Annotated in this window: 1 protein-coding gene; it reads left to right on the top strand. The window is 73.2% G+C overall.

Translation table 11 applies throughout. The features are described from left to right. Positions 1-8 precede the first annotated feature (8 nt). Positions 9-20,297: a type I polyketide synthase gene (locus tag E1161_RS28115; RefSeq protein ID WP_132624254.1), complete on the top strand. Its 20,289-nt coding sequence runs from the start codon at positions 9-11 to the stop codon at positions 20,295-20,297. The last annotated feature ends 20 nt before the right edge of the window (positions 20,298-20,317 follow it).

Here is a 20,317-nt window from a genome sequence, read left to right as displayed (position 1 = left end):
AGCTGACCATGAACGACTCCAGCGAGAAGGTCGTCGAAGCGCTTCGCGCCGCGGTCAAGGAGACCGATCGCCTGCGGCGGCAGAACCGGCAGCTGGTGGCCGCGGCCACCGAGCCGGTCGCGATCGTGGGCATGGCGTGCCGCTACCCCGGTGGTGTCGAATCGCCGGACGACCTGTGGGAACTGGTCTCCTCCGGCCGGGACGCGACCTCCGACCTCCCGACCGACCGCGGCTGGGACGTGGGCGCGCTCGGCGGCGCCGGTGTCGACGAGCGCGGAACCACCATCAGCGTGCGCGGCGGATTCCTCCCCGGGATCGCCGATTTCGACCCGGGGTTCTTCGGCATCTCCCCGCGCGAGGCCCTGACCATGGACCCGCAGCAGCGGCTCCTGCTGGAGACGTCCTGGGAGGCGATCGAGGACGCCGGCATCGACCCGACTTCGTTGCGGGGTAGCCGGACCGGCGTGTTCGTCGGCACCAACGGGCAGGACTACCAACACCTGCTGATCCGCTCGGTGTCCGACGCGACCGGCGACATCGGCACCGGCATCGCGGCGAGCGCGGAATCAGGACGCGTCTCCTACGAACTCGGGCTGGAGGGGCCGACAGCCACGATCGACACCGCGTGCTCGTCCTCCCTGGTGTCGCTGCACTTCGCCACGCACGCGCTGCGCGCGGGTGAGTGCGGTCTCGCGCTCGCCGGTGGCGTGAACGTGATGTGCACGCCGGGTTCGCTGGTGGAGTTCAGCCGTCAGGGCGGTCTGGCGCCCGACGGCCGGTGCAAGGCCTTCTCCGACGACGCCGACGGCACCGGCTGGTCCGAGGGCGTCGGCATGCTGGTGCTCGAACGGCTCTCCGACGCCGAGCGCAACGGGCACCCGGTGCTGGCGGTGGTGCGCGGTTCCGCGGTGAACTCCGACGGGGCCTCGAACGGCTTCACCGCGCCGAACGGCCGGGCGCAGCAGCGGATCATCCGCCAGGCGCTGGACCAGGCGGGACTCGTGCCGTCCGATGTGGACGTCGTCGAGGCGCACGGGACCGGAACCCCGCTGGGCGACCCGATCGAGGCGCGCAGCCTGCTCGCCACCTACGGCCAGGAGCGCGAGACACCGCTGCTGGTGGGCACGATCAAGTCGAACCTCGGTCACACGCAGGCGGCCGCCGGGGTCGCCGGTGTGATCAAGGTGGTCATGGGAATGCGCCACGGTGTGGTGCCGCGGACCCTGCACGTCTCCGAACCTTCCTCGCACGTGGACTGGTCGGCGGGCGCGGCCGAGCTGGTGACCTCGTCGGTCGAGTGGCCGTCGAGCGAGCGCCCCGCTCGGGCGGGCGTGTCGTCGTTCGGCGTGAGCGGCACGAACGCGCACGTGATCTTGGAAGGCCCGGGAGAGGTCGAGCCAGCCGCCGCCGAGGAGCCCCCGGGCCTGGTTCCGCTGCTGGTCAGCGCCAAGTCCGAGGCCGCGCTGGACAGGCAGGTCGAGCGGGTTCGGGCGGTCGAGGGCAACCCGCTGGACATCGGCTACTCGCTGGCGACCGGCCGCGCGGTCTTCGAGCACCGGGCGGTGCTGCTCGACGGTGCGGAGGTCGCCAGGGGAGAGGCTCGTCGGCGGTCGCTGGCGGTGCTGTTCTCCGGTCAGGGCAGTCAGCGTCTGGGGATGGGACGTGAGCTCTACGAGCGGTTCCCGGTGTTCGCCGAGGCGCTGGACGAGGTGTTCGAGCACCTCGACCCGCGGCTGCGCGACATCATGTGGGCCTCCGACGCCCATCCGCTGAAGGAGACCGAGCACGCCCAGCCCGCCTTGTTCGCCATCGAGGTCGCGCTGTACCGGCTCGTCGAGTCGTTCGGTGTCGTGCCGGCGCAGCTGGTGGGGCACTCGGTGGGGGAGATCGCCGCCGCGCACGTGGCGGGTGTGCTGTCGCTGGCCGACGCGGCGGCGTTGGTCTCGGCTCGGGCGCGCCTGATGCAGGCGTTGCCGGAGCGCGGGGTGATGGTCGCGGTGCAGGCGGCGGAGTCCGAAGTCCTCCCGCACTTGTCCGGTCGGGTGTCGATCGCGGCGGTCAACGGGCCCGCGTCGGTGGTGATCGCCGGTGCCGAGGACGAGGTGCTGCGGGTCGCCGCGGCGTGGAAGTCGCGGAGGCTGGAGGTCTCGCACGCGTTCCACTCGCCGTTGATGGATCCGGTGGTGGACGAGTTCCGCACCGCGATCAGCGGGCTGACCTTCCGCCAACCGCGGATCCCGGTGGTCGCCTCCGGTGACGTGACCTCGCCGGAGTTCTGGGTGCGGCACGTGCGCGAGACCGTGCGCTTCGCCGACAACGTCGCGGCTGTGGGCGAGGCGACCTTCCTCGAACTCGGTCCGGACGGGGTGCTCTCGGCGCTCGTCGACGACGCCGTCCCGGCGCTGCGCGAGAATCGTGACGAGGAGACCGCGTTCCTCACCGCCCTGGCGCGGCTGCACGTCAGCGGTGTCGAGGTGGACTGGTCGTCGTCGTACGCCGGTGGTCGCCGCGTGGACCTGCCGACCTACCCGTTCGAGCACCAGCGCTTCTGGCCTGCGGTGTCGGTGAGCGCGGGCGACCCGTCGGGCCTCGGGCTCTCCTCCGCCGACCACCCGCTGCTGGGCGCCGCGATGGCCGTCGCGGGTTCCGACGAGCTGATCCTGACCGGGAACCTGTCGCTTGCCGCGCACCCGTGGCTCGCCGACCACGTGGTCGACGACCGGGCGCTCTTCCCCGCCTCGGCCGTGCTGGAGCTGGCGTCCTACGCCGCCGACCGCATCGGCTGCGACCGCGTCGAGGAGCTCACCCGGGTCGCGCCGCTGGTGCTCCCGGACGACGCCCCGATGCAGGTGCAGCTGCGGGTCGGCGAGCCGGACGAGTCCGGTCACCGCGAGCTGCGGTTGCACGCGCGTCCCGCCGAGGAATCCGAGTGGTTGCTGCACGCCGTCGGCGTTCTCGGCACCGGGGAGCGCGGTGCGGCGTTCGACGCCGCGCAATGGCCGCCGCGGGGTGCGACGGTCGTGGACATCGACGGCTTCTACGACGGGTCCGCCGAGGTGGCGCTCGGTCCCGTGTTCCGTGGCCTGCGGGCGGTGTGGCGTCGCGCTTGCCCGGAGGGGGCCGAGATCTTCGCCGAGGTCGCACTGCCGGACGAGGTGTCCGACGCAAGGGCCTTCGGGCTGCACCCCGCGCTGCTCGACGCCGCGCTGCACGCGGCGAGCTTCCTCGGCGTCGAGGGCGTGCCGACGGACTGGAAGGGCGTGTCGCTGCACGCCTCCGGTGCGTCGGTGCTGCACGTGCGCTTGTCGGTCACCGAAGGCGGCGTTTCGATCGCAGCGGCCGACGTCACCGGCGCCCCGGTCGTCTCGGCGGAGGCCGTCCTCGCGCCGCTCCCGGAGCTGGCCAGGTGGGCGGACCCCAGCTCGCTGTTCCGGCTCGACTGGGTTCCCCAGCCGGTCGAGCGGGTCGCCCTCGGTGATTGGGCGCTGCTCGGCGAGGACGTGTTCGGTCTCGGATTCCCGGCGGTGGAGTCGCTCCCGGACGAGGCGCCGGAGGCCGTCGTCGTTCCGCTCTCCGGTGGTGCCGAGCCCGAGCGCGCGCACGAGCTGGTCACCGACGTGCTCGGTTTGGTGCAGGAGTGGTTGGCCGACCAGCGCTTCGCGGACTCCGCGATGGTCTTCCTCGCGCGCGGCGCGGTGTCGGGTGAGGACCCGGCCGCGGCTGCGGCCTGGGGGCTGGTGCGCGCCGCGCAGACCGAGAACCCCGGCCGGTTCCTGCTCGTCGACCTCGACGACTCCGACGAATCCGCCGCCGTGCTACCGGGTCTGCCCGCCCTCCTGGACGAGGGTGAGACGCAGGTGGTGGTGCGTGCCGGAGAAGCACGGGTCGGCCGCCTCGCGCGGTCGGCGCAGCACGAGGGCGCCGCACCCACCTGGGATCCCGACGGCACGGTGTTGATCACCGGTGGCACCGGTGGGCTCGGCGCGCTGCTGGCGCGGCACCTGGTCGCCGAACGCGGTGCGCGGAAGCTGCTGCTGGTGAGCCGCCGCGGCCTCGACGCCCCGGGAGCCCGGGAGCTCCAGGCCGACCTGGTCCAGCGCGGCGCCGAGGTGGAGGTGGCGGCGTGCGACGTCGCCGACCGCGACGCGCTGGCTGCACTGCTGGCCCCGGTGCGGCTGACCGCGGTCGTGCACACCGCGGGCGTGCTGGACGACGGTGTGATCGGTTCGCTGAACCCGCAGCGGTTGCGCACCGTGCTGCGCCCCAAGGTGGACGCCGCGTGGCACTTGCACGAACTCACCCGCGACCAGGACCTGGCCGCGTTCGTCCTGTACTCCTCGGTGTCCGGCGTGATGGGCGCCGCCGGTCAGGGCAACTACGCGGCGGCCAACAGCTACCTGGACGGGCTCGCCGCGCACCGGCGCGGGCTCGGTCTTCCCGCGCTGTCGCTGGCGTGGGGCGCCTGGGAGGCCGAGGCCGGCATGACCTCCACCGTGGACGACCTGCGTCGCATGCCGAGGCTGCCGGTCGAGCAGGGCCTCGCGCTGTTCGACGCCGCTGTCGCCTCCGACGAGTCGTTGCTGGTGCCCCTGGCGACCGGGGCGCGGCCCGCCGCGGGCGACGTCCCGGTGATCCTGCGCGGCCTGACGCGGCCGGGGCGGCGCGTCGCCGCCAGCGGGCGCGGCGGAGAGGCGGGCGGACTCGCGCAGCAGCTGTCCGGCCTGCGCGGCGAGGACCGGCTACGCCACGTGACCGACGTCGTGCGCACCGAGGCCGCACGGGTGCTCGGGCACGCCTCCGGCGCGGACGTCCGCCCGGACGAGGAGTTCCGCGCGCTCGGGTTCGACTCGCTGACCGCCATCGAGCTGCGCAACAGGCTCGCTCCCGCGACGGGCCTGAACCTGCCCGCGACGCTGACATTCGACCACCCGACACCGCGCGAGCTCGCTGAGCGCCTGCTCGCCGACCTGCTCGGTGGGGGAGGGCAGCTCGACCTCGCGCCGCAGCACGCCGAGACCACCGAGGACCCGATCGTCATCGTCGGGATGAGCTGCCGGTTCCCCGGCGGCGTGCGGTCCCCCGAGGACTTCTGGCGGTTGCTCGCCGACGGCACCGACGCCATCTCCGGCTTCCCGACCGACCGCGGCTGGGAGCACGACCCGCTCGCCGACGGCGCCACCGCCCAGGGCGGATTCCTCGACGGTGCGGCCGATTTCGACCCGGGCTTCTTCGGGGTCTCGCCGCGCGAGGCCGTGGCGATGGACCCGCAGCAGCGCCAGCTGCTGGAGGTGGCTTGGGAAGCCGTCGAGCGCACCGGGATCGACGCCGTCGGCCTGCGCGGAAGCAGCACCGGGGTGTTCGTCGGCACGAACGGCCAGGACTACACCCACCTCGTGCTCCGCTCGCGGGAGGAGGTCATGGGGCACTCCAGCACGGGCCTGGCCGCCGCGGTCATCTCCGGTCGCCTGTCCTACGCGCTCGGCCTCGAAGGACCCGCCCTCACGGTCGACACCGCGTGCTCCTCGTCGCTCGTGGCGCTGCACCTGGCGGCGCAGTCGCTGCGTTCCGGCGAGTCCTCGCTCGCGCTCGTCGGTGGCGTCACGGTCATGTCCACCCCGATGAACTTCGCCGGGTTCAACGCCCAGGGCGGCCTCGCACCTGACGCCCGGTGCCGGGCGTTCTCCGACGACACCGGAGGCACCGGCTGGTCCGAGGGCGTCGGCGTGCTCGTCGTGGAGCGGCGGTCGGACGCCGAGCGCAACGGGCACCGCATCCTCGCCACGGTGCTGGGCTCGGCGGTGAACCAGGACGGCGCGTCCAACGGCCTCACGGCGCCGAACGGTCCCGCGCAGCAGCGGGTGATCCGCCAGGCGCTCGCCAACGCGGGGCTCGAACCGTCCGATGTGGACGCGGTCGAAGCGCACGGCACGGGCACGACTCTCGGCGACCCGATCGAAGCGCAGGCGTTGATCGCCACGTACGGGCGGGAGCGGGAACACCCGCTCCTGCTCGGTGCGGTCAAGTCGAACCTGGGCCACACCCAGGCCGCCGCGGGCGTGGCCGGGGTGATCAAGATGGTGCTGGCGATGCGGCACGGGGTGGTGCCCAAGACGCTGCACGTCGCGGAGCCGTCCTCGCACGTCGACTGGTCCGCCGGAACCGTCGAGCTGGCGACGGGACCGACGCCGTGGGTGGAGGTGAACCGCCCGCGTCGCAGCGGGGTGTCCTCGTTCGGGCTCAGCGGCACCAACGCGCACGTGATCCTGGAGTGCGACCCGGCCGAGGACGTCGAGATCGAGGGCCAGGAGCCCGCCGGGCAGGTCCCGCTGCTGGTCAGCGCCAAGTCCGAAGCGGCGCTGGACGAGCAGGTCGAGCGGGTCCTGGCCACCGAGGGCAATCCGCTGGACATCGGCCACTCGCTGTTCGCCCACCGCAGCGCGTTCGAGCACCGCTCGGTGCTGCTGGACGGCGTGGAGGTCGCCAGGGGAGTGGTCGGCGAGCCGTCGCCCGCCGTGCTGTTCTCCGGTCAGGGCTCGCAGCGGCTCGGCATGGGACGGCGGCTCCACGCGCGGTTCCCGGTGTTCGCGGCGGCGCTGGACGAGGTCCTGGGGCACCTGGACGCCTCGGTGGCCGAGGTCATGTGGGGCGAGGACGCCGACCTGCTCGACGCGACCGGGCACTCGCAGCCCGCGCTGTTCGCGATCGAAGTCGCGCTCTACCGGCTGGTCGAGTCCTTCGGCGTGCGCCCCCGCTGGATCGCGGGGCACTCCATCGGTGAGATCGCCGCAGCGCACGTCGCCGGGGTTCTCTCGCTGGAGGACGCGGCGGCTCTGGTGAGCGCGCGCGCCGATCTGATGCAGGCGTTGCCCACCGGTGGCGCGATGGTCGCGGTCAACGCCACCGAGCAGGAACTCCTGCCGCTGCTGACCTCAGAGACGTCGATCGCGGCGATCAACGGACCCGATTCGGCCGTGATCTCCGGCGCGGAGGACGCAGTCGTGGAGATCGCCGAGCGCTTCGCGGAGCAAGGCCGCAAGACCACGCGGCTGCGCGTGTCGCACGCCTTCCACTCGCCGCTGATGGACCCGATGCTCGACGACTTCCGCGCGGCGATCAGCGGACTGACCTTCAACGAGCCGCGCATCCCGGTGGTCACCACCGGTGATGTGACCTCGCCGGAGCACTGGGTGCGGCACGTGCGCGAGACCGTGCGCTTCGCCGACAACGTCGCCTCGCTGCGCGAGTCCGGTGCCACGACGTTGCTGGAACTCGGTCCGGGCGGCGTGCTGGCCGCGATGGTCGACGGCGCGGTCGCGGCCTTGCGCGGGGACCGCGGCGAGGAAACCGCGTTCCTCACGGCGCTGGCGCGGCTGCACGTCAGCGGTGTCGAGGTGGACTGGTCGCCGGTCTACGCAGGCGGCCGGTCGGTCGACCTGCCGACCTACGCCTTCCAGCACGAGCGCTTCTGGCCGGAGATCGCCGGCACGGCAACGTCCGAGCCCGTCGACGACGCGCTCTGGTCGGCGGTCGAGAGCGAAGACCTGGGTTCGGTCGCAGCGACGCTGGAGCTCGACGAAGAGACCGTCGCGGCCGTGGTGCCCGCGCTCTCGGCGTGGCGCAGCCGCCGCAAGGCGCAGTCGGTGGTGGATTCCTGGCGGCACCGCGAGACCTGGCACCCGCTCACCGGCCTGGCACCCGACCGGTCGGGACGGTCGCTGCTCGTCGTCCCCCGCCGGATCAGGGACGAGCCGTGGGTCTCCGCGGTCCTCGCGGCCCTCGAACCGGACGTCACCCGCGTCGAGGTCGACTCCGCCGACCGCGACCACCTCGCCGACCGGATCGCCGCGGCGGACGGGCAGTTCACCAGCGTCGTGTCGCTGCTGGCGCTGGACGACCCGGGCGATCTGACGCCGGTCGTCGGCACCGCCGCGCTCGTGCAGGCGCTCGGGCAGCTCGGGAGCACCGCGCCGCTGTGGACGGTGACGCGCGGAGCCGTGTCGGTCGGCCGCTCGGACTTCGTGACCAGCACCTGGCAGGCCGGCGTCTGGGGACTGGGGCGGGTGGCCGCGCTGGAACACCCGCGCCGCTGGGGCGGGCTGGTCGACCTGCCCGAGCGCGTTGTCGACGAACGCGCGGCGGCACGTCTCGCCGCGGTCATCGGCGGCGCCTCCGGTGAGGACCAGGTCGCCATCCGCGCGGCAGGGGTGTTCGGACGCCGGATCGTGCCGGCGTCGCGAGCAGCGGATGTCCCCGAGTGGGAACCGTCGGGCACCGTTCTCATCACCGGTGGCACCGGCGCGCTGGGCGCGCACGTGGCCCGCGATCTCGCCCACCGAGGTGCCGAGCGGATCGTGCTGCTGAGCCGTCGCGGACCGGACGCACCGGGCGCCGCCGAGCTGCGCGATGAACTGCGCGGCTTCGGCGTCGACGCGTCCCTCGTGGCCTGCGACGCCGCCGACCGGGACTCGGTGGCCGAGGTGCTGTCCGGGTTGCCCGAGGTCACCGCCGTGGTGCACGCGGCGGGCGTGCTCGACGACGGCGTCCTGGATGGGTTGACGCCCGACCGGTTCGTCGAGGTGTTCCGCGCCAAGGTGGGATCGGCGCTGGTGCTCGACGAGCTGACCCGCGAACTCGACCTGACGGCGTTCGTGCTGTTCTCGTCGACCACCGCGGCGGTGGGCAACCCCGGCCAGGCGAACGACGCCGCCGCGAACGCGGCGCTGGACGCGATCGCGCAGCAGCGGCGCGCGGCCGGACTGGCCGCGACGTCGATCTCCTGGGGTGCCTGGCTGGGCGATGGCATGGCCGTAGGGGCCGGAGCCTCCGAGCAGATCCGGCAGCTCGGCGCCTCCACCCTGGACCCCGAGCTCGCGGTGACCGCCCTGCGCAGTGCGGTCGCGGATTCCGCGCCCACGGTGGTGATCGCCGACCTGAACCGCCCGCAGGTGCTCAGCGCGCTGCTCAGGCTGCGTCCCAGCCCGGTGCTGTCCGACCTCCCGGGAGCGCGGGACGTGCTGGCGGAGCTGGCGACGACGCGCGGCGACGGTGAGGCGGCAGGCGCGGAGCTGCGGCGCAGCCTGCGCGGCACCCACGCCGCGGACCGCGTCGAGGTGGTGCTCGACGTGGTGCTCGGGCACGCCGCCGGCGCGCTCGGCCACGCCGATGCGGACGTGATCAGCGCCGACAAGGCGTTCCGCGACCTGGGATTCGATTCGCTGACCGCCGTGGACCTGCGCAACCGGCTGACCGAGGTCACCGGTCTGGCGCTGCCCACCGGACTCGTCTTCGACCACCCGACGCCGAGGGGACTCGCCGAGTTCCTGACGGCGGAGCTGCTCGGTGGGGACGACGACGTCGAGGACGCGCCCAGCGGAACCCCGGAGGCGCTGCCGCGCGGAGGAACCGATGACATCGCGATCGTCGGCATGGCCTGCCACTACTCCGGCGGCGTTGACTCACCCGAGGACCTGTGGCGGATGCTGGTGGAGGGCCGGGACGCGATCGGCGACTTCCCGACCGACCGCGGCTGGGACCTGGCGAGCATGACCAGCTCCACCGGCAAGGGCGGCTTCCTCGACGGTGTCGCCGACTTCGACCCCGAGTTCTTCGGCATCTCGCCGCGCGAGGCGCTGGCGATGGACCCGCAGCAGCGGTTGCTGCTGGAGACGTCCTGGGAGGCCTTCGAACGCGCCGGTGTCGACCCGACGTCGCTGCGCGGCAGCCGGACCGGCGTGTTCGTCGGCACCAACGGGCAGGACTACCAGCAAGTCGTGATGGCGGCCAACGAGGACCTCGAAGGCCACGCCAGCACGGGACTGGCGGCCAGCGTGCTGTCCGGCCGGTTGTCCTACGTGCTGGGACTGGAAGGCCCGGCGGTCACCCTCGACACCGCCTGCTCCTCGGCTCTGGTGGCGATGCACCAGGCCGCGCAGGCGCTGCGGGGCAACGAGTGCTCGCTGGCCCTGGCCGGTGGCGTGAGCGTGCTGGCGACCCCCACCAGCTTCGGCGGCTTCTCCTTGCAGGGCGGCATCGCGCAGGACGGCCGCTGCAAGGCGTTCTCCGACGACGCCGACGGCACCGGGTGGTCCGAGGGCGTGGGACTGCTGGTGCTGGAACGCCTCTCCGACGCCGAGCGCAACCGACACCAGGTGCTGGCGGTGCTGCGCGGTTCCGCCGTGAACCAGGACGGCGCGTCCAACGGGCTGACGGCGCCGAACGGGCCCTCGCAGCAGCGCGTCATCCGCGACGCGTTGGCCAGCGCTCGACTCGCACCGTCCGAAGTGGATGCCGTGGAGGCGCACGGCACCGGCACGACGCTCGGCGACCCGATCGAGGCGGGAGCCCTGGTGGCGTCCTACGACCGCGATCGGGAACACCCGCTGCTGATCGGTTCGGTGAAGTCCAACCTCGGTCACTCGCAGGCCGCGGCCGGCGCGTCGGGCGTGATCAAGGTGGTCATGGCGATGCGGAACGGATTGCTGCCCAAGACGTTGCACGTCTCCGAACCGTCGTCGCGCATCGACTGGTCCGGGGGGATCGAGCTGCTGACCGAGGCCACCGCGTGGCCGGTCGAGGACCGGCCGCGACGCGCGGGCGTGTCGTCGTTCGGCATGAGCGGCACCAACGCGCACGTGATCCTGGAATCGGTCGCCGTCGACCAGCGCCCCGCCGTCGAGCACGCGGGACCGGCACCGTGGCCGATCAGCGCCAAGTCGGAGGAGGCGCTGGACGAGCAGGTCGAGCGGGTCCGGGCGATCGAGGACCACCCGCTGGACGTCGGGTACTCGCTGGCGACCGGGCGGGCGACGTTCGAGCACCGGGCGGTGCTGCTCGACGGCGCCGAGGTCGCCAGAGGAGTGGCGGCCGACGGACCGCTGGCCGTGCTGTTCTCCGGCCAGGGCAGTCAGCGCCTCGGCATGGGGCGCGAGCTCCACGAGCGGTTCCCGGTCTTCGCCGAGGCGCTGGACTCGGTCCTGCTGCACCTCGATCCGCAGCTGCGCGAGGTCATGTGGGGCGACGACGCCGAGCTGCTGAACCGGACGGGCCACACCCAGCCCGCGCTGTTCGCGATCGAGGTCGCGCTCTACCGGCTGGCGGAGTCGTTCGGCATCAGGGCGCGGTACCTCGCGGGGCACTCGGTGGGCGAGATCGCGGCCGCGCACGTGGCCGGTGTGCTCTCGCTGGAGGACGCGGCGACGCTCGTGACCGCGAGGGCGAGCCTCATGCAGGCGCTGCCCTCCGGCGGGGCGATGGTCGCGGTCCAGGCCAGCGAGGACGAGGTCCTCCCGCACCTGACCGAGCAGGTGTCGATAGCGGCGGTCAACGGGCCTGCCTCGGTGGTGATCGCCGGTGCCGAGGCGGAGGTGCTGCGGATCGCCGAGCGGTGGGAGTCGCGCCGCCTGGAGGTCTCGCACGCGTTCCACTCGCCGCTGATGGACCCGGTGCTGGCGGACTTCCGCGCGGCGATCAGCGGGCTGACCTTCAACGAACCGGAGATCCCCGTGGTCACGACCGGGGACGTCACGTCCTCGGAGCACTGGGTGCGCCACGTGCGCGACGCCGTGCGGTTCGCCGACAGCGTGGAGTCGCTGCGCGAGTCCGGGGCCACCCGGTTCCTCGAACTCGGCCCGGACGGTGTGCTCTCGGCGATGGTCCCCGGGGCGCACCCGATGCTGCGCGAGGGCAGGAGCGAGCAGGTCGCGGTGGCCACCGCGCTGGGCCGCCTGCACGTCGAGGGCGTGCGGGTGGACTGGAGCGCGTGGTTCGCCGGAACCGGTGCCCGCCAGGTGGACCTGCCCACGTACCCCTTCCAGCACGAGCGCTTGTGGCCCAGGACTTCCGCGGTCGGGCGGGCCGACGCGCGATCGTTCGGGCTCGACCGCGCCGGGCACCCGTTGCTCTCCGCGGCCGTCGCGGTGGCCGGAACCGAGGAGCTGGTGCTCTCCGGTCGGCTCTCGGTCTCGACGCACCCGTGGCTCGCCGACCACGTGGTCGGCGGCGCGGTGCTGTTCCCCGGCACCGGTTTCCTCGACTTCGCGCTGCGCGCGGGCGACATGGTCGGCTGCGACCGGGTGGACGGGCTCAGCATCGTCGTCCCGCTCGTCCTGGGTGAACGCGAAGCCGTCGACGTGCAGGTGCGGGTCCAGGAGCCCGACGACTCCGACCGCCGGGCCGTGAGCATCCACTCGCGCCCAGCCGACACCGAGGAGTGGACGAAGCACGCCGGTGGCGTGCTCGTCCAGGGCGCGCACACCGCCGAGTTCGACGCCGGTGAATGGCCGCCGACCGGCGCCGACGAGCTCGACCTGGAGGACTTCTACGCCACGCTGGTCGACGGCGGGCTGGGTTACGGTCCGGTGTTCCAGGGGCTGCGCGCCGCCTGGCGCCGGGACTCGGACGTCTTCGTCGAGGTCGCGCTGCCCGAGTCCGTCGAGGACGCGAGCTCGTTCGGCGTGCACCCCGCGCTGCTGGACGCTTCGCTGCACGCGATCGCGTTCGTCGACGGGGCCGGTCAGGGCCTGCCGTTCGCGTGGGACGGGGCGTCGCTCCACGCGGTCGGGGCTTCTCGGCTGCGGGTCCGCCTCTCGCCCGCGGGCAGGACGGGCGTGTCGGTCGCGGCCGTCGACGTCGAGGGCAAGCCGGTGATGTCGGTGTCCTCGCTGATCGTCCGCACGCCGTCGACCGACCAGCCCACCACCGCCAAACCGGCCGAGGACCCGCTGTACCGCGTCGAGTGGGTGCCGGTGCCGGTCGACGACGCGGTGGACGGTCCGAAGGTCGACCTGGTCGAGATCTCCGGTGGCATGAACCCGGGATCTGCGCACGCCGAGACCGAGCGCGTGCTCGAGATGCTCCAGCAGGCGCGCAAGCCGATCGTGTTCGTCACGCGCGGCGCCGTCTCCGTCGACGGTGAGCAGATCACCGACCTCGGCGCGGCCTCGGTCTGGGGCCTCGTGCGTTCCGCGCAGGCCGAGCAGCCGGGCAGGTTCCAGCTGATCGACCTCGACTCCGACGCGACCGTGACACCCGGCATGTTCGGCACCCGGGAACCGCAGCTGGTCGTCCGCGACGGCAACGCGTACGCGGCGCGGCTGACCCGGCTGTCCTCGGGCGGAGGGCTCGTGCCGCCGGCGGGCGTCCCGTGGCGACTCGACATCGAGAAGCGCGGCAGCATCGACGACCTGGAGCTCGCGCCGTACCCGGAGGTCATGGAACCGCCTGCGGGCCGCCAGGTCCGGGTCGCGATCCGCAGCGCCGGTGTGAACTTCCGCGACGTGCTCAACGCGCTGGGCATGTATCCCGGCGAGGCGGGCAAGCTGGGCAACGAAGCCGCCGGTGTGGTGGTGGGAACCGGCCCGGACGCGACCGACCTGCGGGTCGGCGACCGGGTCTTCGGCATGCTGCCTGGCGGGTTCGGCCCGCTGGGCGTGGTCGACGAGCGACACCTCGCGCGGGTGCCCGACGGCTGGTCGTTCGAGGTCGCGGCGTCGGTGCCGCTGGTGTTCCTCACGGCCCACCACGCGCTGGTGGACCTCGCTGACCTGCGGCCCGGCGAAAAACTGCTGGTCCACGCCGGGGCCGGTGGTGTCGGCATGGCGGCGATCCAGATCGCCCAGCACCTCGGCGCCGAGGTGTTCGCCACGGCCAGCGAGGGCAAGTGGGACGTGCTGCGCGGCTTGGGCCTCGCCGACGACCACATCGCCTCCTCGCGCACCGTGGAGTTCGAGCAGCGCTTCGCCCAGGGCGTCGACGTCGTGCTCAACGCCCTGTCCGGGGAGTTCATCGACGCCTCGCTGCGGCTGCTCGGCGACGGCGGCCGCTTCCTGGAGATGGGCAAGACCGACCTGCGCGACCCGGCCGAGCTGCCGGGGATCCAGTACCAGGCGTTCGACCTCGGCTGGGTCCACCCCGACCGCATCCAGGAGATGCTGACCGAGCTGCTGGGCCTGTTCGGCGACGGCGTGCTGGAACCGCTGCCCATCGCGAGCTGGGACGTGCGCCGGGCTCGCGAGGCGTTCCGCTTCATGAGCCGCGCCAAGCACATCGGCAAGATCGTCCTGTCGGTGCCCGAGAGCTGGGACCCCGAGGGCACGGTGCTGATCACAGGCGGCACGGGGGGCTTGGGCGCCGAGCTCGCGCGGCACCTCGTCGTCTCGCGCGGAGTGCGGCACCTGCTGCTGCTGAGCCGTCGCGGCCCGGACGCCCCGGGCGCAGCGGAGCTGCGCGACGAACTCGCCGAGCACGGGGCGGACGTGGTGATCAAGGCCTGCGACCTCAGCGATCGCGACTCGCTCGCGCAGGTCTTGTCCGAAGTGGACCGACCGTTGACCGCGGTGGTGCACGCCTCCGGCGTGCTCGACGACGGTGCGATCGGCTCGCTGACGCCGGAGCGGTTGCACAAGGTGCTGCGGCCGAAGGCGGACGCGGCGTGGCACCTGCACGAGCTCACCCGCGACCAGGACCTCACCGCGTTCGTCCTGTACTCCTCGGTGTCCGGTCTGCTCGGCACGCCTGGTCAGGGCAACTACGCGGCGGGCAACAGCTTCCTCGACGCCCTGGCGGCGCACCGGCGCTCGCTCGGCCTGCCCGCCGTGTCCCTGGCGTGGGCCGCGTGGGCGTCGAACCTCGGCATGACCAGCACGATGGACGCGCGACAGCTCCAGCGCCTGGAGAAGTCGGCCCTGCCGCCGCTGCCGGTCGAGGTGGGACTTGCGCTGTTCGACGTCGCCACGGCGGTGGACGAACCGCTCGTGGTGCCGGCGCAGATCAAGACCGGTGCCCTCGACGGCATGCTGCCGCCGATGCTGCAGGGCCTCGTGCGCGGCGGCCGGCGGGCCGCGGCACCGGGGACCGAGAGCGCCGGAGCGGCGTCGCGGTTGCAGGCCGTGCCTCCCGCCCAGCGCGCACGGGCGCTCGCGGACCTCGTGTGCGGCGAGGCCGCGGCGGTGCTGGGCCACTCCTCGGGGGACACGATCGAGGAGGACAAGGAGTTCCGGCAGCTCGGCTTCGACTCGCTGACCTCGGTCGAGCTGGGCAACCGTCTCGGCACCGCAACGGGGCTGACGCTGCCCGCCACCCTCGTCTTCGACTACCCGACACCGCAGGAGGTGGGTGAGTTCCTGCTCGGCGAGCTGTTCGGCTCGGAACCCGAGCTCGACGACGACTTCACCACCGGAGCCGACGTCCGGGACGACCCGATCGCGATCGTCGGCCTCAGCTGCCGCTTCCCCGGTGGCGCCGACTCGCCGGAGGCGCTGTGGGAGCTGCTGGCCGAGGGGCGCGACGCCATCGGCCCGTTCCCGCAGGACCGCGGCTGGGACCTCGACGCGCTCACCGGTGACGGGCCCGGCCACAGCGCCACCGATCGCGGTGGCTTCATCTCGGGCATCGCCGACTTCGACCCGGCGTTCTTCGGCATCTCACCGCGCGAGGCGGTCTCGATGGACCCGCACCAGCGGTTGACGCTGGAGCTGTCGTGGGAGGCGCTGGAACGCGCGGGCATCGACCCGGTGTCGTTGCGCGGCAGCCGGACCGGCGTGTTCGTGGGCGCCAGCGGCCAGGACTACGCCCACCTCGTGCTCGGTTCGCAGATGAGCATGGCGGGCTACTCGGGCACCGGCACCTCGCCGAGCATCATCTCCGGCCGCCTGTCCTACGTCTTCGGGCTCGAAGGGCCCGCGATGACGATCGACACCGCGTGCTCGTCCGCCCTGGTGGCGCTGCACGTGGCGATGCAGGCCCTGCGCAACGGGGAGTGCTCGCTGGCGCTCGCCGGGGGCGTCCAGCTGATGTCGACGCCGGGCGCGTTCATGGAGTTCACCCAGCAGGGCGGGCTCGCCTTCGACGGCAGGTGCAAGCCGTTCTCCGACAGCGCCGACGGCACCGCGTGGTCGGAGGGCATCGGTGTGCTGGTCGTGGAGCGGCTGTCGGACGCCGAGCGCAACGGGCACGAAGTCCTCGCCGTGCTGCGCGGTTCCGCGGTGAACCAGGACGGCGCGTCCAACGGCCTGACGGCGCCGAACGGCCCGTCGCAGCAGCGCGTCATCCGGCAGGCGCTGGCCAGCGCAGGGCTGGAGGCCGCCGACGTCGACGCCGTCGAGGCGCACGGCACCGGCACGACGCTCGGCGACCCGATCGAGGCCCAAGCGCTGCTGGCCACCTACGGGCAGGACCGCGAACGTCCGCTGCTGCTGGGTTCGGTGAAGTCCAACATCGGCCACACGCAGGCAGCTGCGGGGATCGCCGGTGTGATCAAGGTGGTCATGGCGCTGCGCAACGGCGTGCTGCCGCAGACGCTGCACGTCACCGAACCCTCGACGCACGTCGACTGGTCGGCGGGCACCGTGCGGCTGCTGACCGGAGCGACCGAGTGGCCATCGGTGGACCGCCCGGCTCGCGCCGGTGTGTCCTCGTTCGGGATCAGCGGCACCAACGCCCACGTGATCCTGGAAGGCGTCACGACCGATCCGAGCCGGCCCGACGGGGAGCAGCGCTCGCGGGCGGTTCCCGCTCCCTGGGTGGTGTCGGCCAAGAACTGCGCCGCGCTCGACAGCCAGATCGAGCGCCTGCGCTCCGCCGAGCACGATCCGGTCGACGTCGCGTACTCGCTGCTGCGGCGCTCCGCGTTCGAGCACCGGGCGGTGCTGCTGGACGGCGTTGAGGTCGCCCGGGGTGAAGCTCGTCGGCGGTCGCTGGCGGTGCTGTTCTCGGGTCAGGGCAGTCAGCGGCTCGGGATGGGGCGTGAGCTCTACGAGCGGTTCCCGGTGTTCGCCGAAGCGCTGGACGACGTCCTGGCCCGGCTCGACCCGCAGCTGCGCGACGTCATCTGGGGCGACGACGCCGACGCACTGGACGGGACCGGCAGCACGCAACCCGCCCTGTTCGCGGTGGAGGTCGCGCTCTACCGGCTCGCCGGATCGTTCGGCGTCGTCCCTGACTTCGTCGGCGGGCACTCGGTCGGCGAGATCACGGCGGCGCACGTCGCGGGCGTGCTGTCGCTGGCGGACGCCTGCGCGCTGGTGTCCGCGCGGGCGGAGCTCATGCAGGCGCTGCCGGGCGGTGGCGCGATGGCCGCGATCCAGGCCGACGAAGACGAGGTGGCAGCGCACCTGACCGAGCAGGTGTCGATAGCGGCGGTCAACGCACCCGGTTCCGTCGTGATCTCCGGTGCCGAGACCGCTGTGCTGGACATCGCCGACCGCTTCGCGCGGGGGGACCGCAGGACCCGTCGGCTGCCGGTCAGCCACGCGTTCCACTCACCGCTGGTGGAGCCGATGCTGGAGGACTTCCGCGCCGTCGTGGCGGAGTTGTCCTTCGCCGAACCGCAGATCCCCGTGGTGTCCACCCTCAGCGGTCAGCTCGCCGGGAGCGACGAGCTGCGCTCGCCGGAGCACTGGGTGCGGCACGTCCGCGAGTCGGTGCGCTTCGCCGACGGGATCGCCGCGTTGGAAGCCGCTGGGGCGGACGCGTTCCTGGAGATCGGACCGGACGGCGTCCTGTCGACCCTGGTGGACGGCTGCGTTCCGATGCTGCGCCGGGACCGCGACGAACGGGCATGCGTGCTCACCGCGCTCGCCCGGCTGTTCGTCACCGGCGTGGGAGTTGACTGGGAGCAGCTGTTCGCCGGTGGCGGCGCGCAACGCGTGGACCTGCCGACCTACCCCTTCCAGCACGAGCGCTACTGGCCGACGCCCGCCGAAGTCACCGGCGACGCGGGCGGACTCGGCCTCGCACCGGCCGAGCACCCGCTGCTGGGCGCGGTGATGGAGGTCGCGGGTTCGGAAGCGGTCGCGTTCACCAACCGGTTGAGCGCGGCCGTGCCGGAGGCGGACTCGCTGAACCTCGCCTTCGCCGCGGCGGAGCACGTCGGGTGCGGACTCGTCGAGGAGCTCACCGTCGTCGAACCCCTCGCGCCCGGAGTGGTGCAGGTCTGGGTCGACCCCGCCGACGACGCTGGACGCCGACGCCTCACGGTGCACTGCCGCCAGTCCGACGATCAGCCGTGGCGCAGGCACGCCAGCGGATTCCTCGCGCAGGGCGGAACGGCGGCCGGAGGCATCGCAGAGCAGTGGCCGCCGCAGGGAGCGGCACCCGTCGAGGTGCCGGATCCCGAGCACGTACCGGCGGCGTGGCGACTCGGCGACGACGTCTACGCCGAGGTCGTGCTGCCGGAGGACTCCGACGCCGTGGCCTACGGCGTGCACCCGGCGCTGCTGACCACCGCCCTCGGCGCGGCCGCGGAGGACGATCGGGTCGCGCTGGAGTGGCGCGGCGCGTCGCTGCACGCGGTCGGCGCCACCGCGCTGCGGGTCCGCATGGCGGTCCGCGGGGATTCGGTCGGCCTGGTCGCGGTCGACCCCGGCGGCGCACCGGTGCTGACGGTCGAATCGGCGGTGCTGCACGCTCCGATCGCTGCTGCCGCACGGCGTGATCCGCTGCTGCGGCTGGACTGGGTCCCCGCTCAGGTCCACGGCTCGGGGGAGGACGCTCGCTGGGCCGTGCTCGGGCAGGACGAGATCGGCGCGGTCGTGGCGCTCGAGAAAGCGGGCCACCAGGTGGTTCCCGCGTCGTCCCTGGCGGAGGTGGCCGCGGATGACCAGCCCGCCGACGTCGTCCTCGTCCCGCTCTCCGGTGGCGCCGACGGCGCCGAGGCCGCGCACGACGCGGCGGCGCGCGCGTTGCGGGTCCTGCAGGAGTGGTCGGCCGACGACCGCTCCACGCGCAGCCGTCTGGTGTTCGCCACCAGCGGGGCGGTCAGCGGCGACGACCTCGGTGCCGCGACGGCGTGGGGCCTGGTGCGCTCGGCGCAGTCCGAGAACCCCGGCACCTTCCTGCTGGTGGACCTCGACGAACCGGAAACCTCGGCGAGCTCCCTGCCGCTCGTGCCCGAGTTGCTGGACTCCGGCGAGACGCAGGTGCTCCTGCGTGACGGTGCTGCTCTGGTCGGCCGGCTCGTCCGCACGACCGACGACGTCGAACCCCGGTCCTGGGATCCCGAGGGCACGGTCCTCATCACGGGCGGTACCGGTGGACTCGGCGCGGAGCTCGCCAGGCACCTGGTCGTGCGGCGCGGCGCGAAGCACCTGCTGCTGGTGTCCCGACGCGGGCTGGAAGCCGCGGGCGCAGCGGAACTCCGGGACGAACTGACCGCGCACGGCGCGGAGGTCGGTGTCGCCTCGTGCGACATCGCCGACCGGGACGCCCTGACGCAGCTGCTGTCCTCGCTCGAGCGGCCGCTGACCGCGGTCGTGCACACCGCCGGTGTGCTCGACGACGGCATCGTCGGCTCGCTGACGCCCGAGCGCCTGGACGCGGTGCTGCGGCCGAAGGTCGACGGCGCGTGGAACCTGCACGAGGCCACGCGGGAACTCGACCTCGCGGCGTTCGTGCTCTACTCCTCGGTCGCAGGCGTGATCGGCTCCGCAGGCCAGGGCAACTACGCGGCTGCGAACGCGTTCCTGGACGCGCTCGCAGCGCACCGCCGCCGCCGCGGTCTCGTGGCGACCGCGTTGGCCTGGGGACCCTGGACCGCGGAGGTCGGCATGACCAGCGGTCTCGCGGACGGATCCGCGAACCGAATCGGGCGGTCCGACATGCCGCCGCTGTCGATCGAGCACGGGCTCGCACTGTTCGACGAGGCGACGGGACGCGACGACGCGCTGCTGGTCGCGGCGCGGATCAGCACCGGCCGCAGCCAGGGCCCGGTGGCGGCCGTGCTGCGCGGACTGCTCCGCGGCGGCAAGCGGGTCGCCGCAGGCCGGTCCGACGCGGATCTGGCCGACAGCCTCGCGGAGCTCGACGCCGAGGAGCGGATGCGGCACCTTGTGGGACTGGTGCGCGGTCACGCCGCCGGTGTCCTGGGGCACGGTTCGCCCGAGGCGATCAAGCCGGACGAGGAGTTCCGCCAGCTGGGCTTCGACTCGCTCACGGCGGTGGAACTGCGCAACAGCCTGTCCACGGCGAGCGGCCGGAGGCTGCCCTCGACGCTGGTGTTCGACCACCCGACGCCGACGGAGCTCGCCGAGTTCCTCGCCGAGGAGCTCTTCGGCGGAGGCGAGGACGAGGCCGCGCGGTTGCTCGGCGAACTCGACCGCCTGGAGTCCCTGCTGGCCGCCAGCGGCCCGGAGGAGATGGCGCGCTCCGGGGCCGCCGCGAGGTTGCGCAACCTCCTGGCGCAGTACGGCGGGTCCGGTGCGAACACCGAGGAGGCGGCCGTGACCGAACGGATCCAGGCGGCGAGCACCGATGAGGTCCTGGCGTTCATCGACAACGAGCTCGGCCGCGACGCCGAGCGCTGATCCCTGGTCTTGAGAAGGAA

It is taken from the genome of Saccharopolyspora aridisoli, from assembly GCF_004348445.1.
Classification (GTDB): Bacteria; Actinomycetota; Actinomycetes; order Mycobacteriales; family Pseudonocardiaceae; genus Saccharopolyspora; species Saccharopolyspora aridisoli.
The sequence above is the reverse complement of the archived record's forward strand: the minus strand, read 5'-3'. Positions and strand labels throughout refer to the sequence as shown.

Coding starts and splice junctions, on each gene's coding strand:
- E1161_RS28115 (WP_132624254.1), top strand. CDS start 9: ATGAACGACTCCAGCGAGAAGGTCGTCGAAGCGCTTCGCGCCGCGGTC.